This is a genomic window from Methylonatrum kenyense, from assembly GCF_023195885.1.
GTDB classification, from domain to species: domain Bacteria; phylum Pseudomonadota; class Gammaproteobacteria; order Nitrococcales; family Aquisalimonadaceae; genus Methylonatrum; species Methylonatrum kenyense.
In genome coordinates, this window is the sequence record NZ_JALPKO010000004.1 from 258,808 (window position 1) to 274,130 (window position 15,323).

14 protein-coding genes and 1 tRNA gene are annotated in these 15,323 nt (G+C 65.4%); 14 read left to right on the plus strand and 1 reads right to left on the minus strand.

The features are described from left to right. Positions 1-32: 32 nt before the first annotated feature. The 5 genes from hflK to M0534_RS07285 all read left to right on the plus strand — a co-directional run bounded on the left by hflK (position 33) and on the right by M0534_RS07285 (position 5,433). The gene (hflK, locus tag M0534_RS07265; protein ID WP_248567744.1) at positions 33-1,262 is read left to right on the plus strand and encodes an FtsH protease activity modulator HflK; all 1,230 of its coding nucleotides are present in this window, start codon (positions 33-35) and stop codon (positions 1,260-1,262) included. After that, on the plus strand, positions 1,262-2,134 hold the full coding sequence (hflC, locus tag M0534_RS07270; protein ID WP_248567745.1) for a protease modulator HflC: 873 nt from the start codon (positions 1,262-1,264) through the stop codon (positions 2,132-2,134). Before hflK ends, hflC begins: the two co-directional genes overlap by 1 nt. Positions 2,135-2,226: 92 nt before the next feature. After that, positions 2,227-2,421, plus strand: a complete 195-nt coding sequence (locus tag M0534_RS07275; protein WP_248567746.1) for a DUF2065 domain-containing protein — start codon at positions 2,227-2,229, stop codon at positions 2,419-2,421. A gap of 418 nt (positions 2,422-2,839) precedes the next feature. Beyond that, entirely contained in the window at positions 2,840-4,039 is a 1,200-nt protein-coding gene (locus M0534_RS07280) for an ATP phosphoribosyltransferase regulatory subunit (protein WP_248567747.1), read from the plus strand. Positions 4,040-4,137: 98 nt separating this feature from the next. Beyond that, positions 4,138-5,433: an adenylosuccinate synthase gene (locus M0534_RS07285; protein ID WP_248567748.1), complete on the plus strand. Its 1,296-nt coding sequence runs from the start codon at positions 4,138-4,140 to the stop codon at positions 5,431-5,433. Positions 5,434-5,481: 48 nt separating this feature from the next. Here M0534_RS07285 and M0534_RS07290 read toward each other — a convergent pair. Then, positions 5,482-5,568, minus strand: a tRNA-Leu gene (locus tag M0534_RS07290). Positions 5,569-5,724: 156 nt separating this feature from the next. Here M0534_RS07290 and rnr point away from each other — a divergent pair. The 9 genes from rnr (at position 5,725) to radA (ending at position 15,062) form a co-directional block, all read left to right on the plus strand. Then, entirely contained in the window at positions 5,725-8,022 is a 2,298-nt protein-coding gene (rnr, locus tag M0534_RS07295) for a ribonuclease R (RefSeq protein ID WP_248567749.1), read from the plus strand. Continuing rightward, entirely contained in the window at positions 8,019-8,765 is a 747-nt protein-coding gene (gene rlmB / locus M0534_RS07300) for a 23S rRNA (guanosine(2251)-2'-O)-methyltransferase RlmB (RefSeq protein ID WP_248567750.1), read from the plus strand. The genes rnr and rlmB overlap by 4 nt, the downstream gene beginning before the upstream one ends. 138 nt (positions 8,766-8,903) lie before the next feature. Continuing rightward, positions 8,904-9,356 (plus strand): 30S ribosomal protein S6, encoded by a 453-nt coding sequence (gene rpsF, locus M0534_RS07305; protein ID WP_248567751.1) that lies wholly within the window; start codon positions 8,904-8,906, stop codon positions 9,354-9,356. Between the two features lie 30 nt (positions 9,357-9,386). Then, positions 9,387-9,611 carry a 30S ribosomal protein S18 gene (gene rpsR, locus M0534_RS07310; protein ID WP_248567752.1) on the plus strand — a complete coding sequence of 75 codons (225 nt, stop codon included), beginning with the start codon at positions 9,387-9,389 and terminating at the stop codon, positions 9,609-9,611. Positions 9,612-9,651: 40 nt separating this feature from the next. Further along, positions 9,652-10,524 (plus strand): DUF2232 domain-containing protein, encoded by an 873-nt coding sequence (locus M0534_RS07315; RefSeq protein WP_248567753.1) that lies wholly within the window; start codon positions 9,652-9,654, stop codon positions 10,522-10,524. A gap of 58 nt (positions 10,525-10,582) precedes the next feature. Continuing rightward, positions 10,583-11,035 (plus strand): 50S ribosomal protein L9, encoded by a 453-nt coding sequence (gene rplI, locus M0534_RS07320; protein ID WP_248567754.1) that lies wholly within the window; start codon positions 10,583-10,585, stop codon positions 11,033-11,035. Positions 11,036-11,216: 181 nt separating this feature from the next. Beyond that, positions 11,217-12,602 carry a replicative DNA helicase gene (gene dnaB / locus M0534_RS07325; protein ID WP_248567755.1) on the plus strand — a complete coding sequence of 462 codons (1,386 nt, stop codon included), beginning with the start codon at positions 11,217-11,219 and terminating at the stop codon, positions 12,600-12,602. Then, a complete protein-coding gene (alr, locus tag M0534_RS07330; protein WP_248567756.1) occupies positions 12,599-13,705 on the plus strand; it encodes an alanine racemase in 1,107 nt (368 codons plus the stop codon). Before dnaB ends, alr begins: the two co-directional genes overlap by 4 nt. Then, positions 13,686-15,062 carry a DNA repair protein RadA gene (radA, locus tag M0534_RS07335; RefSeq protein ID WP_248567757.1) on the plus strand — a complete coding sequence of 459 codons (1,377 nt, stop codon included), beginning with the start codon at positions 13,686-13,688 and terminating at the stop codon, positions 15,060-15,062. The genes alr and radA overlap by 20 nt, the downstream gene beginning before the upstream one ends. Positions 15,063-15,323 lie beyond the last annotated feature (261 nt).

The following is a 15,323-nucleotide window of genomic DNA, read 5'->3' on the forward strand; positions in this document are numbered from 1 at the left end:
GCTCGCCGAGAAATCGATAACGGAGAACATTTATGTCCTGGAATGAACCCGGTCGCGGCAACCGCGATCCGTGGGGGGGCTCCGGCAACCAGGGTCCGCCGGATCTCGACGAGGTCGTGAAGAAGCTGCGCGGCAAATTCGGCGGTCTGTTCGGTGGTCGCGGGAGCGGTTCCGGTGGTGACGAGGAATCCGGCTCCGGCGGCGGTATGGGCTCCGCCGGCATCGGCATCATCGTCGGTATCGTCGGCCTGGTCTGGCTGGCATCGGGCATTTACATCATCGACGAAGGCTTCCGCGGCGTTGAATTGCGTTTCGGTGCCTACACACGGACCACGACGCCCGGCCCGCACTGGCACCCGCCGTATCCCATCGGTTCGGTCGAGCGGGTAAACGTCGAACAGCGGCGTGTGGCCGAGATCGGTTACCAGAGCACCTCCGGCGACCGGACCCAGAAGGTGGCCCGGGAAGCCCTGATGCTGACCCAGGACGAGAACATTGTCGATGTCCGCTTGGCGGTTCAGTACCAGGTCAGCGATCCACGCCAGTTCCGCTTCAATTTTCGCGACCCCGACGACACCCTGAAGGACGTTGCAGAGAGTGCGTTGCGTGAAGTGGTGGGCAAGCGTCGACTGGATTTCGTACTCACCGAAGGCCGTACCGAAGTGGCCCAGGAAACGCGGCGAGTGCTGACCGAGACCCTTGACCGGTACGAGGCCGGGCTGGAGGTGGTCAGCGTGGACATCCAGGACGTGCAGCCGCCGGAGCAGGTCCAGGGGGCCTTCGAAGACGCCATCATGGCGCGCGAGGACGAGCAGCGGAAGATTAACCAGGCCAATGCCTACCGCAACGAAGTTCTTCCCCGGGCCCACGGTGAGGCAGCACGGATTCGCGAGGAAGCCGAGGGTTACAGGCAGCAGGTGGTGGCGCTTGCCGAGGGTGAAAGCGCCCGCTTCATGGCACTGTTGCAGGAATACGACCGGGCACCGGAAGTCACCCGCGAGCGACTGTACCTGGACGCCATGGCTGAAATCATGGGTCGCAGCAGCAAGGTGATGATCGATTCCGCCTCGGGTGACCCGTTGCTGTACCTGCCGCTCGACCGTCTGCGTGGCGGCGCGGAGCAGCGCCGCAGTAACGAGGGTGCCAGCAACGATCTTGACAGCGACGTCCTGAACCGTCGTCTCGGCACCGGCATGGATCAGCCGTCCCGCAGGTCGGCCGACCGCAGCCGTGGTGATCTGCGCAGCAGGGGAGGCAACTGATGTCGCCGTTCAAGTCTGTTATCTCAATGGTCATCGTCGGCGCGTTGGTGCTGGCCTATTTCTCGATGTTCCAGGTCCACGAGGCGGAACGCGCAATCAAGTTCCGGCTTGGTGAAATCGTGCGCGCGGACTACGAGCCCGGGCTGCACTTCAAGCTGCCGTTCGTGAACAACGTGCGCAAGTTCGACGGCCGGGTGCAGACCCTTGACGCTGAGCCCGAGCGCTACCTGACCGGGGAGCTGAAAAACCTGATTGTCGACGCCTTCGTCAAATGGCGGGTCAGTGATGTGCGTCAGTACTACACCACGGTGCGGGGTGATACCCGGCAGGCGAACATGCGTCTGAATGAACACATCAAGGACACGCTGCGCAGCGAGTTTGGCCGCCGCGACATGCAGGACGTGATTTCGGGAGAGCGCACGCAGATCATGGATATACTGCGCGAGCGGGGTAACGAGTATGCCGAGTCCATTGGGGTCGAGGTGGTTGATGTGCGGCTGAAGCGGGTTGACCTGCCGCCGAACGTCAGCGAATCGGTGTTCGCCCGGATGGTCGCCGAGCGTGAGCGTGTAGCCCGCGACATACGGGCACGTGGTGACGAGGCATCCGAACGTATCCGTGCGGATGCCGATCGCCAGCGGACGATCGTCGTCGCCGAGGCCAACCGTGACAGCGAAGAGCTGCGTGGTGAGGGTGACGCCAGGGCCACCGAGATCTACGCGTCGGCCTTTGACCGTGACCGGGAGTTCTTTGGATTCGTCCGTAGCCTGCGTTCCTACGAGAATGCGTTCCGCGGCGAGGATGATGTGCTGGTGCTGTCGCCGGATTCGCACTTCTTCCGCTACTTCGAGCGCAGCGAACTGGACGATTGACGAGTTGGCGGGGGCGCGCGGCAAGTGCCCCCGCCCGACAGGCTGATTCAGGCCGGGCGGGGACGACCGCCCGGCTTTTTTGTGGAGGCGGAATGGGTGCCTGGGAACTTCTCCTGACAGCGCTGGGATTGATGCTGGTGCTGGAAGGCATCAGTCCGTTCCTGGCCCCGGGCCGCTTTCGTGGCATGTTGCAGCACGTGGCGCGGCTGGATGACCGCACACTGCGGATCGCGGGATTCTGTGCCATGCTCGGCGGCCTTTTCTTGTTGTATCTTGGGAAACACTGATTTATTCGCACGCCTGGGTTGGAGTCCGCATTTTCCCCGAGGCAAGGCGCGCTGCGCAGCGCCGCAGTCGCTCTGCGGTCAAACGCCGCAACGCCGCAGGGCGGTGAATCCGGCGGTCACCCGCAGGGCTCGGGCCGTTCTTCCGCCTGGCGGTGTCGCAGGCCACCCCGGGTAGCACCACTACCCGAGGCGATCTGCTCCTGGCCAGCCGCAAGAACGGCACACGAGCGCGGCAGCGTGCGACGGTGCATGCTTGCCTAAGGCCCGGCCGGTTTTGGCCCCTGGCGGCGTTGCGTCGCCGGCCCGGTAGCTCTGGCTACCGAACCGGCACCGCGCCTTGCCAGATGACCAAAACCGGTCTCGGGCGCAGACGCGAGAATAGATCAGTGTTTCCCTAAGCGGGGCATGAGGATTTGGCATGAAGGAAGTGGATTTCTCCAGGGATGATCGCTGGTTGCTGCCCGAGGCAGTGGACGAGGTGCTGCCGCCGGACGCCGCTGCGCTGGAGGGCTTGCGGCGGCGGATCCTGGATACCTGCAAATCCTGGGGCTACGAGCTGGTCATGCCGCCGCTGATCGAGTTTGTTGATTCGCTGCTGGTCGGCATGGCCGATGACCTTGATCTGCAGACGTTCCGGGTTACCGACCAGTTGAGTGGCCGGATGATGGGCGTTCGCGCGGACATGACGCCGCAGGCCGCGCGCATTGACGCGCATCAGTTGCGGCGCGATGCGGTCACACGCCTTTGCTACCTGGGCACGGTGCTGAATACCCGGCCGGAAGGCCCCGGTCACTCCCGCAACCCGGTGCAGCTCGGCGCCGAGATCTATGGTCACGACGGGGTCGAAAGTGACGTCGAGATCATCGCCCTGATGCTTGAGACGCTGGCTCTGGTTGGCCTGCAGGATCCGATTCTGGATCTTGGGCATGTGGGTATCCTCCACGGCCTCGCGCAGGAGGCGAAGCTGGATCCCGCACAGGAGACCCAGTTGTTCGACAGCCTGCAGCGCAAGGCCACCGGTGAGTTGCGGGAGTTGCTGCAGGACATTTCCGATGCGGAAGCCCGTCAGCGGCTGGCTGCCCTGGTCAATCTCAACGGTGACATTCAGGTTCTGGACGAGGCGGCGGAGCACTTTGCCGGTGCCGGTGAACCGGTCCTGGCAGCCCTGGCGCGGCTGCGGGATCTCGCGGCGGCATTGCGGCGGCAGGTGCCGGATGTGCGCCTGCATTTCGATCTGGCGGAACTCAGCGGCTACCGTTTTCACAACGGGGTCGTGTTCGCGGCCTTCATGCCCGGGCATGGCAAGGCGCTGGCCCGTGGTGGACGGTACGACGGCATCGGTGCGGTGTTTGGCCGCTCGCGGCCCGCCACCGGGTTCAGCGCCGATTTGAAGGCGCTGGTCCGGGCGTCGCGGGGCGTCGGGGCCGCACCGGTGCGCGGCATACTGGCGCCATGGTCGGACGATGCCGATTTGTTGACCCGGGTGCGGCAATTGCGGCAGGCCGGCGAGCGTGTGGTCATGGCCATGCCCGGGCGGAATGACAGCCCCCGGTCGCTGGGTTGTGACCGGCACTTGCTGGCGCGCGACGGCCGCTGGCAGGTCGAGGCGATCGACTGACGGGGCATGCGGTGCCGGGGAACGGCGCCGCAATCGGGGAGAGGCCGCGGTCGCGGCAAGCAATCAGTGTTTCCTTAAGGACAGGTGGAACATCGCGCATGGCGAAGAATGTAGTGATCATCGGCACCCAATGGGGTGACGAGGGCAAGGGGAAAGTCGTCGATCTGCTGACCGAGCAGGCCCAGGCAGTGGCTCGATTCCAGGGTGGGCACAATGCAGGCCATACACTGGTTATCGATGGCGAAAAGACGGTCCTTCACCTGATCCCTTCCGGCATCCTCCGGGAAGGGGTGCATTGCCTGATCGGCAACGGCGTGGTGGTCGAGCCGGAATCGCTGCTGAAGGAAATCCGGCAGCTGGAGGGGAAGGGGATTCCGGCGCGGGAACGGCTGCGAATCAGTCCGGCCTGCCCGGTCATACTGCCGACCCATATCGCGCTGGATGTCGCCCGTGAGGCGGCGCGGGGGGCCGCCAAGATCGGAACCACCGGCCGGGGAATCGGGCCCTGTTACGAGGACAAGGTCAGCCGCCGGGGGCTGCGCATCGCGGATCTGCTGGACAAGCGCCTGCTGGAGCCGAAACTGCGCGAGCTGGTCGGGTTTCACAATTTCGTCCTGGCCGAATACTACAAGGCCGCGCCCTGCGACCTCGACAGCGTGATGCAGGCCTGCCTGGACCACGCCGAGGAACTGCGGCCGATGGTGGAGGATGTGGTCAGCATCCTGCACGGTCACCTGCAGGCCGGTAATCGCGTTCTGTACGAGGGTGCCCAGGGCGCCCTGCTGGATATCGACCACGGCACCTATCCCTACGTGACCTCGTCGAATACCACCGCCGGCGGCGCCTCCTCCGGTACCGGTATGGGGCCGCGGCACATCGACTATGTGCTGGGTATTACCAAGGCCTATACGACGCGGGTTGGTGGCGGTCCGTTTCCGACCGAACTGGATTGCGAGATCGGCCAGGGCCTGGCGAAGCGCGGTAACGAGTTCGGTTCCACCACCGGCCGGCCGCGGCGCTGTGGCTGGTTCGACGCCGTTGCCATGCGTCGCGCCGCGCAGGTCAACAGCCTCTCCGGCCTGTGTATCACCAAGCTGGATGTGCTGGACGGTATGGACGAGGTGCGAATCTGTGTCGGCTATGAATGCGAGGGTCGCTGGTTTGATGTGCCACCCAACGGCGCCGAGGCGCTGGCCTGTTGTACCCCCGAATACATCGAGATGCCGGGCTGGTCCGGCTCCACGGCCGGGATCACCGATCGCGAGGCATTGCCGGCCGAGGCGCTCGCCTACCTGGGCAAGCTGGAGGAATTGGTCGGTGTGCCGGTGGACATCATCTCCACCGGGCCGGACCGCAACGAAACCATCATTCTGCGGCATCCGTTCGAGGACTGATCCGGACATAAAAAAGGCGAGCCGATGGCTCGCCTTTTCCATTCGATGTGGTGCCCAGGAGAGGACTTGAACCTCCACGGGGTTGCCCCCACTAGCACCTGAAGCTAGCGCGTCTACCAATTCCGCCACCTGGGCTCAGGATCAGTCGACCCCGACAGGCGGCGAACTTTACCGACGCCCCCGGGGGCTGTCAACAATCCTGCGCGAGGCCGCGCGTTGCATGCCTTCGGCATTCGCGTATCCTCCGGCGACAACACAATTTTCTGCCCATACAGGAGTTTCTCCGCACTCATGGCAAAGACTGGCAAACGGCCTGCCGCAAAGGACGATCCCTACCTCGCCCGCGAGGCGAAGAAATACGACCGCCCGGTGCCAAGTCGTGAATTCATCCTGCAGCGGCTCGAGGAACTGGCACAGCCGTTGAGCCGCGAAGACCTGGCGGCGCACTTCGAGCTGACCGACGAGGAAGGGCTCGAGGGTCTGCGCCGCCGCTTGATCGCAATGGAGCGCGACGGCCAGCTGGTGCGCAACCGGCGGGGTGGTTACATCCCGGTGGATCACGAGGAGCTCATCCGCGGACGGATCATCGGTCACGGCGAGGGCTACGGCTGGTTGGTGCCGGATGTCGGCGGCGAACGAATCTTCCTGTCGCCGCGGGACATGCGCCGCGTCCTGAACGGCGACCGCGCAGTGGTGCAGCTGGTCGGCCTGGATCAGAAGGGGCAACCCGAGGGCAAGCTGGTCGAGGTCCTGAGCCGCGCCAACCGGACCCTGGTGGGACGCTATTTCATGGAAAGCGGGGTTGGTTTCGTGGTGCCCCAGAACCGGCGCCTGCACCTAGACGTGATCGTCCCCGAACAGGACGCGGGCGGTGCCCGCTCGAATGAGCTGGTGCTGGTCGAGCTGCAGCAACAGCCCAGCCAGCGTTCGCAGCCCGTGGGCCGGGTCATGCAGGTACTGGGCGAGCATATCCGGCCCGGCGACGAGATCATGACCGCCGCGCTGACCCACGATATACCCACCGAATGGCCGGAGGTGGTCCTGCATGAAGTGGCCGGGATTCCGGACACGGTGCAGGCCAGCGCGCTTGGCGACCGGGTTGACCTGCGTGAGGTACCGCTGGTGACCATCGACGGTGCCGACGCCCGCGATTTCGACGATGCCCTGTATTGCGAGCCGACAGCCACCGGCTGGCGCTTGCTGGTGGCGATCGCCGATGTCTCCCATTACGTCAGGCCCGGGTCAGCGCTGGACCAGGAGGCGCGCAACCGGGGGAATTCGGTCTACTTCCCTGGCCAGGTGGTGCCGATGCTGCCGGAGAAACTGTCCAACGGCCTGTGTTCACTGAACCCGGACGTGGACCGACTGTGCATGGTCTGCGAAATGCTGATCAGCAAGTCCGGCGAGATCCGCCGGTCACGTTTCTTCCGCGGCGTCATGCGCTCCCACGCGCGCACGCTGTATGACGTGGTCGCGCGCGTTGTGGCGGATCGGGACGAGGAAATGCGTTCCCGCTACAAGGCACTGCTGCCGCAACTCGATAACCTGTACCAGTTGTTCCTTGCCTTGCGAAAGGCCCGCGAACGCCGCGGGGCCATCGATTTCGACAGTACCGAGACCCAGATCCTGTTCGATCCCGAGGGCGGTATCGAGGACATCGTCCCGACCGAGCGCAATGATGCGCACAAGCTGGTCGAGGAATGCATGCTGGCGGCCAACATGGCCACCGCGCGCTTCCTGCGCCGGCACCGGATACCGACGCTGTTCCGGATCCACGAAGGGCCTGACGGCGACCGCCTCGACAACCTGCGCCTGTTCCTCTCCGGCGTCGGCCTGTCGCTGGGCGGCGGTGACACGCCGCAGGCGGCCGATTACGCCCGCCTGATGGAGCAGATCAAATCGCGTCCCGACCGGGCGCTGATCCAGACCATTATGCTGCGGTCCCTGCAGCAGGCGGTTTATCATCCGGACAACGCCGGTCATTTCGGGCTGGCGATGCAGGAATACGCGCACTTCACCTCACCCATCCGGCGCTATCCCGACCTGCTGGTCCACCGCGCCATCGGCCATGTGCTGGACGGCGGCAAGGCCTCGGACTTCCCGATCCTCAAGGACGAGATGCTGAGCCTTGGTGAACATTGCTCAATGACCGAGCGCCGGGCCGACGAGGCCACCCGCGATGCGGTGATGATCATGAAGTGTCATTACATGCGCAACCAGGTGGGCGAGGCCTTCGACGGCGTTGTCACCGGTGTCACCGGCTTCGGCATCTTCGTCGAGCTGGATGACGTCTATGTCGACGGGCTGGTGCATGTGACATCGCTGGATAACGACTTCTTCCATTTCGATCCGGTCAATCACCGGCTCAGTGGCGAGCGCAGTGGCATTACCTACAGCCTGACGGATCGGGTCCGCGTGCAACTGGCAAAGGTTGACCCGGATGAGCGCAAGATCGATCTGGAGCTCATCGGCCGTTACGACCGTGCCGGCAGCTTGCAGCAGGTCCAGCAGGGCCACGATGGCGACGGTCGCAAGCCCAGGCGTGGCCCGCGCAAGGGCGCTGGTCGGAAACCCGGCCGGCGGCGATGACCGGAAGCCAGCATCTGGTGCATGGTCTGCATGCGGTGCAGGCGGCCCTGAATCGGCCCGAACTCACGATTCGCGGGGTCTGGGTAGAGCAGGGGCGCCGGGATCGACGTATGGCAGCGGTGCTGGCCGCCTGCGCCGAGCGGGGCCTGACCGTGCAGCGCGTCGACCGTCGGGAGCTGGACCGGCTCAGTGGCGGGGCGGCGCATCAGGGGGTGGTGATTGACTGCCCGCCGATGCCGGCCGGGGACGAGGTCGGCCTGGAGCGGCTTCTGGACGGATTGCACGGCGACCCGTTCCTGCTCGTGCTGGATCAGGTGCAGGATCCGCACAACCTGGGTGCCTGCCTGCGGACCGCCGATGCGGCCGGCGTACAGGCGGTGATCACGACCCGGGATCGTGCCGCCGGACTGACGCCCGTGGTGCACAAGGTGGCCAGCGGTGCGACCCGCAGCGTGCCATTCATCCAGGTCACGAACCTGGCGCGCACTTTGGACCGGCTGCGGCAGCGGGGCATCTGGCTGGTCGGTGCGGCGGGCGATGCGCCGACCCTGGTGCATGCGCTGGATCTCAAGGGGCCGCTGGCCGTGGTGATGGGCGCCGAGGGTGGGGGCCTGAGGCGGTTGACCCGCGAGCGGTGTGATCACCTGGCGAAGATACCGATGGTGGGCACGGTGGAGAGCCTCAACGTCTCGGTGGCGACCGGTGTAATGCTGTTCGAGGCGCTGCGCCAACGTCTCGTCTGAGGTTCCACTTTTTCTTGCCGGCTCCATGCCTTATACTGCCGCGCTTCCCGCGGCCACGGCGCGGGAAGCCCTGCCTCACGGCGCTGATGCCGGAGGCTTCATCGGGGTGCGTGCCCCGGGTATCCGAAGGGAGTAACAATGCGACACTACGAAATCGTTTTCCTGGTTCATCCGGACCAGAGCGAACAGGTTCCGGCCATGATCGAGCGCTACCGCGCCACGGTCGAGGCCAACGGCGGCAAGACGCATCGGCTGGAAGACTGGGGCCGCCGGCAGCTTGCCTATCCGATCAGGAAGATTATCAAGGCGCATTACGTGATGATGAACGTGGAATGCGGCAAGACCGAGCTCGACGAGCTGGTTTCCGCTTTCCGCTTCAACGATGCCGTGATCCGGCATGCCGTGTTGTCCCGTGACGAGGCTGTCACCGAGGCCTCGCCGATGATGAAGGATAAGGAAAAGGAAGAGAGTGGCCGTGGTCGACGGGATGAGTCCCGTGACGAGCGCCCGGCGCGCCGTTCCCGCGAGGACGACGACAGCGCCTCCGATTCCGAATCCAGTTCCGACACGGAATCCCGGGCTGAAGCCTGAGCATCCAGCACAGATTAGGAGACACGCGTCATGGCACGGTTCTTCCGCCGCAGAAAGTATTGCCGATTCACCGCTGAAGGCGTCAAGGAGATCGATTACAAGGATCTCAACACGCTGCGCAACTACGTCACCGAAACGGGCAAGATCGTCCCCAGCCGGATTACCGGTACCAGTGCCCGCTACCAGCGCCAGCTCGCCGCGGCGATCAAGCGTGCACGGTACCTGGCCCTGCTGCCCTACACCGACCGGCACTGAGCTGGAGCGGCGCCGTCAGGTGCTGGCGGCGTAAATCGCAATGAAGGGGCTTGCCAGCTTCATCATGCGCAGCCGCGTAACGGCTGCGTTGTTCGTCGCCGGAACCTCGCTGGTTCCGTTTATGGCTTGGTTGGCCAATGCGGCGCTGGCACTGGTCAGCCTGCGGCGTGGCGCGCTCGAGGGTCTGATCGTTGTCGGCGGCGCGGTAGCGGTGCTGGCGGTGATCGAGTTGATCCTGACCGGGCAGCCCGGCGGTGTTGTGGCACTGCTGTTTCTGGTCTGGTTACCGATCCTGCTGGTGACGGCGGTCTTGCGCAGCACCGTATCCCTACCGCTGGCGCTGACGGTTGCCAGCGGCATGGCGGTGATCCTGTTGCTTGGCTGGTCCTTGACGGTAGCCGATCCGGAGGCGTTCTGGCAGGCCCAGCTTGCCGAGCTGGGCGCGGAAATGGAGCCGGAGCAGCGTGAGGAGATCATGCAGTTCTTCGGCCGCCACCTGGCTGCGTTCCTGGTGATCGGCTTGTGGCTGAACATACTGATCGGGCTGCTGCTGGGGCGGTACTGGCAAGCGCTGCTGTACAATCCGGGCGGTTTCCGCGAGGAGTTCCACGGCTTCCGGCTTGATTGGCGACTTGGCCTGGTGGGGATCGCGGTGTTTCTCGCCAGCCTGGTGGCCGGTGAAACCGGCGGCTTGCTGAGCGGGCTGACGCTGGTGTTCGGCGCGTTGTTTCTGGTGCAGACGGTGGCCGTTGCCCATGCGCTGGTTGTGGCGCGCGGCTGGGGCTGGTGGCCGCTACTGGTGGTCTACGCTCTGATGCCGTTTGCGGCAATGCCGATGGCCCTGCTTGGCATGCTGGACACACTGATGGATTTCCGGCGGCGGCTTGCTCCTGCAAGCGACGAGTCGTCGTAACATGGGCACTGACTGGGCCCGAACTCGTTGAATACAGAACAACCCTGAGGTTGAAACGATGGACGTTATTCTTCTTGAAAAAGTGGACAACCTGGGCGACCTGGGTGACCAGGTGAAGGTCAGAGCCGGCTACGGCCGCAATTACCTGCTGCCCCAGGGCAAGGCCAAGCCGGCCACCGCCGAGAACATCAAGTATTTCGAGGAGCGCCGTGCCGAGCTGGAACGCCAGGCCGCCGAGGTGCTGGCGGCTGCGGAAGCCCGCAAGGCCAAGCTGGACGGACTGACCCTGACCATTCCGGCCAAGGCCGGGGACGAGGGCAAGCTGTTCGGCTCCGTGGGAACGGCCGATATCGCCGAGGCCGCTGCCGCGGCCGGCGTCGAGCTGGATCGCGCCGAGGTGCGTATGCCGGAAGGGCCACTACGGGTCGTTGGCAGTTACGAGATTGACGTGCATCTGCACAGCGACGTGGATACCGTGATCTCGGTGGTGGTCGAGGCCGCAGCCGAGTAACGCGGGCGCAGGTCTGCATCCGACGGCCCGCGTTGCCCTGCAGCGCGGGCCGTTTTCGTTTCGCGTTAATGCAGGGGGCGCGGTACCGGTCTGCATCGCCAGCACGGGTCTGGCGTTGCCGCCCATCGACGTGTTTTGCTAGATGTTTCGCGCCCGACTCGGGCAAACAGGCAGGGGCCACATGGCAGAGACTGGATCCGCACTGGGTGATACCGCCGCGCTGCGCGTGCCTCCGCACTCGCTGGAGGCGGAACAGGCCGTGCTTGGCGGCCTGATGCTGGATAACGAGGCCTGGGACAGGGTTGCCGATCGGGTTCAGGAGTCGGATTTCTATCGCAAGGACCACCGCTTGATCTTCCGCGGGCTCGCCGCCCTGGCCGAGGATCAGAAGCCGATGGACGTGGTCACCCTGTCGGAATGGCTGCGTTCCGCCGGCGAGCTGGAGGGTGCCGGGGGGCTGGCCTATCTCGGCGCGCTGGCCAAGGACACGCCGAGCGCCGCCAACATCGCCGCCTATGCCGATATCGTGCGCGAGCGCTCGGTGCTCCGCCAGATGATCCGTGTCGGCACCCAGGTGGTCGGCGATGCCTTCGAGACCGACGGCCGTGACAGCAAGGAATTGCTGGATGCCGCCGAGCGGCTGATTTTCGAGATCGCCGAGAACAGTGGCCGTTTCCGCAAGGGCTTTGTCGGCATGCAGGACATCCTGCCGACCGTGGTGGAACGCATCGATACGCTGTACCAGCAGGACGGCACGGTCACCGGGCTCGCCAGCGGATTCAGCGATTTCGATGACCGCACCTCGGGCCTGCAGCGTGGCGATCTGGTGATCGTGGCGGCGCGGCCGTCGATGGGCAAGACCACCTTCGCGATGAACATCGCCGAACATGCGGCGCTGAAAAGCGGCGAGCCGGTGGCAGTGTTCAGCATGGAGATGCCTGCGGATGCACTGGCCATGCGCATGCTCGCCTCGCTGGGCCGGGTCGAACTCCAGCGCATCCGCACCGGCAGCCTGGATGACGATGACTGGCCGCGGCTGACCTCGACCATGAGCCTGTTGAACGAGGCAACGCTGTTCATTGACGACTCGCCCGGCCTGTCACCGCAGGAAATGCGGGCTCGCGCGCGCCGGCTGAAGCGCGAACGCGGACTCGGCCTGGTGGTGGTGGATTACCTGCAGTTGATGCAGATTCCCGGTTTCAAGGAGAACCGGACCGGCGAGATTTCCGAGATTTCTCGCTCGCTGAAATCCATGGCCAAGGAACTGGACGTACCGGTGGTGGCCCTGTCGCAGCTCAACCGCAGCCTGGAACAGCGGCCGAACAAGCGACCGGTGATGTCCGACCTGCGGGAGTCCGGTGCCATCGAGCAGGACGCCGACGTGATCGTGTTCATCTATCGGGACGAGGTCTACAACGAGGACAGCCCCGACAAGGGCATGGCCGAGATCATCATCGGCAAGCAGCGTAACGGCCCCATCGGCACCTGCCGCCTGACCTTCCTGGGCAAATACACGCGCTTCGAGAACTACATCCACGATGTCTACCGTGACGAGGGTTACGGGTGACGCGGCGCACACGCGCCGTGATCCATGTTGAGGCCCTGCAGCATAATCTGGCGCAGGCTCGGCAGGCGGCTCCCGACAGCCGCGTCATGGCCGTGATCAAGGCCGATGGCTACGGCCATGGACTGCTCCGCGTGGCGGCCGCCCTGCGTCACGCCGACGCCTTCGCGGTAACCTGCCTGGAGGAGGCGATCCCGCTGCGCGAGGCCGGTTACGCGCATCCGATCCTTTTGCTCGCCGGGCCGTTCGAGCCGGTGGAGCTGGAGGCCTGCCGCCGTTATCGGCTGGATATCGTGGTGCATGCGCCCTGGCAGGTGGCCCTGCTGGAGTCGGCGCCGGCTGGCCGGGCGCTCACGGTCTGGCTCAAGATCGACAGCGGCATGCACCGCCTGGGCCTGATGCCGGAGCAGGTGCCGGAGATGCATCGCAGGCTGACACGCTGCGCCGCGGTGAACCCGCATATTCGGCTGCTGACCCATATGGCCTGCGCCGATGACCGTGAAGACCCGCGCAGCACACCCGACCAGATGCAGCGATTCATGGCCGTGGCCGAGGGGCTCGGCGGCGAGCACAGCCTCGCCAATTCGGCCGCCGTGCTCGGCTGGCCGCAGACCCACGCCGACTGGGTCCGCCCCGGGGTCATGCTCTACGGCGTCGATCCGTTCTGTGACCAGCGTGCCGAGCGCCCGACGTTGCGCCCTGCAATGACGCTGTGCAGTCCGCTGATTGCGATCCGCCACGTGGCTGCCGGTGAACGGATCGGCTACGGCGGCACCTGGACCTGTTCCGAGGACACGACCGTTGGCGTGGTTGCCATCGGCTACGGCGACGGCTATCCGCGCCATGCACCGTCCGGCACGCCGGTGCTGGTGGCCGGTCAGGCAAGCCAACTGCTGGGTCGGGTGTCGATGGACCTGATCTGTATCGATCTGACCGGTCTGGAGCAGCAGGTGCAGATCGGTGACGACGTGGTTCTCTGGGGCAGGGGCCTGCCGGTCGAGCAGATCGCCGCTCGCTGCGGCACCATTGCCTATGAATTGTTGTGCGGGGTCAGCCCCCGCGTGCACCGCGAGCTGGAGACCGGCCATGGCCCGGGCACGCAGTGAATTTGCCTGCACCGCCTGTGGCGCGGTCACGCCCAAATGGGCGGGCCAATGCCCGGATTGTGGTGCCTGGAACAGTCTTGAGGAGAGGCGCGCCGTTGTCTCCAGCGGCAAGGCGGGGGCCGCGCCACGGGGACAATATGCCGGCGACCAGGGGGTGCAGCCGCTGGCCGACGTGCCGCTGGGCGAAGAGGCACGCTTTGCCACCGGCGTCGGCGAACTCGATCGGGTGCTGGGTGGCGGCCTGGTGGCTGGCGGTGTGGTGCTGCTCGGCGGCGATCCGGGAATCGGCAAGTCGACGCTGCTGCTGCAGACCACGGCGGTGCTGGCGGCCGAGTCGCCCGCGCTGTACGTCACCGGCGAGGAATCACTGCGCCAGGTTGCCTTGCGGGCCTCCCGCCTCGGACTGGCAACACCCGGATTGGAGGTGCTGGCCGAGACCTGTGTCGAACTGATCGTCGAGCAGGCCCGGCAACGCCGGCCCCGCGTCCTGGTGATCGATTCGATCCAGACCATCTTCACCGAGGCGCTGCAATCCGCACCCGGCTCGGTGGCACAGGTACGGGATGCGGCGGCGCAACTGGTCCGCTTTGCCAAGCAGACCGGCACCGCGGTGTTCCTGGTCGGCCACGTCACCAAGGACGGGCAGCTGGCCGGACCGCGGGTGCTCGAGCACATGGTCGATACGGTGCTCTATTTCGAGAGTGACGGCAGCAGCCGCTTTCGTCTGCTGCGGGCAGTGAAGAACCGTTTCGGTGCCGCCAACGAGCTGGGCGTGTTCGCGATGGATGACGCCGGACTGAAGCCGGTGCGCAACCCCTCGGCGATCTTTCTGTCGCGGCACGAGGAGGCGGTCAACGGCAGCACGATTCTTGTCACCCGTGAAGGAACGCGGCCACTGCTGCTCGAGGTTCAGTCGCTGGTTGCCGAAAGCCCGCTGAGTCATCCACGGCGCGTGGCCGTTGGGCTTGATCCGAACCGGCTGGCGATGCTGCTGGCGGTGCTGCACCGCCATGGCGGCGTATTCACCGCCGACCAGGATGTGTTCATCAATGTTGTGGGCGGCGTCCGTGTCGCCGAGACGGCCAGTGATCTGGCGGTGCTGCTGGCGGTGCTATCAAGCTTCCGCGACCGGCCGGTCCCCCTGGGCACGGTGGTCTTCGGCGAGATCGGGCTGGCCGGTGAAATCCGTCCGGTGCCGAATGGCGAGGAACGCTTGCGGGAGGCTGCCAAGCACGGCTTTCGGCGCGCCATCGTACCGGCAAAAAATGCACCGCGCGGCAAATCGGCGATCGAGGGCATGGATGTGGTCGGGGTGTCCCGCCTGGGCGATGCCCTGGAAGCCGCGTTCGAGAACTGAGCCGCAACGTGTGCCTGCACAAGGTTGCCCTGGTGAACGGGCCGCCTAGGGAAACACTGATCTATTCGCACGCCTGCGTTGGTGTCCGCATTTTTTCCGAGGCAAGGCGCGCTGTGCAGCGCCGCAGTCATTCTGCGGTCAAGCAGCGCAACGCCGCAGTCGGGAAAAATGCGGCCCAAGTCGAAGACCCCGGCCGGGTTTTGGCCCAGGCGGCGGTGCGCCCCCGGCCCGGTAGCGACGGCTACCGAACCCGCCCCCCCC

Bases quoted from the DNA above. Each gene is read 5' to 3' on its own strand.
- hflK (WP_248567744.1), top strand. From the start codon at position 33: ATGTCCTGGAATGAACCCGGTCGCGGCAACCGCGATCCGTGGGGGGGC.
- hflC (WP_248567745.1), top strand. From the start codon at position 1,262: ATGTCGCCGTTCAAGTCTGTTATCTCAATGGTCATCGTCGGCGCGTTG.
- M0534_RS07275 (WP_248567746.1), top strand. From the start codon at position 2,227: ATGGGTGCCTGGGAACTTCTCCTGACAGCGCTGGGATTGATGCTGGTG.
- M0534_RS07280 (WP_248567747.1), top strand. From the start codon at position 2,840: ATGAAGGAAGTGGATTTCTCCAGGGATGATCGCTGGTTGCTGCCCGAG.
- M0534_RS07285 (WP_248567748.1), top strand. From the start codon at position 4,138: ATGGCGAAGAATGTAGTGATCATCGGCACCCAATGGGGTGACGAGGGC.
- rnr (WP_248567749.1), top strand. From the start codon at position 5,725: ATGGCAAAGACTGGCAAACGGCCTGCCGCAAAGGACGATCCCTACCTC.
- rlmB (WP_248567750.1), top strand. From the start codon at position 8,019: ATGACCGGAAGCCAGCATCTGGTGCATGGTCTGCATGCGGTGCAGGCG.
- rpsF (WP_248567751.1), top strand. From the start codon at position 8,904: ATGCGACACTACGAAATCGTTTTCCTGGTTCATCCGGACCAGAGCGAA.
- rpsR (WP_248567752.1), top strand. From the start codon at position 9,387: ATGGCACGGTTCTTCCGCCGCAGAAAGTATTGCCGATTCACCGCTGAA.
- M0534_RS07315 (WP_248567753.1), top strand. From the start codon at position 9,652: ATGAAGGGGCTTGCCAGCTTCATCATGCGCAGCCGCGTAACGGCTGCG.
- rplI (WP_248567754.1), top strand. From the start codon at position 10,583: ATGGACGTTATTCTTCTTGAAAAAGTGGACAACCTGGGCGACCTGGGT.
- dnaB (WP_248567755.1), top strand. From the start codon at position 11,217: ATGGCAGAGACTGGATCCGCACTGGGTGATACCGCCGCGCTGCGCGTG.
- radA (WP_248567757.1), top strand. From the start codon at position 13,686: ATGGCCCGGGCACGCAGTGAATTTGCCTGCACCGCCTGTGGCGCGGTC.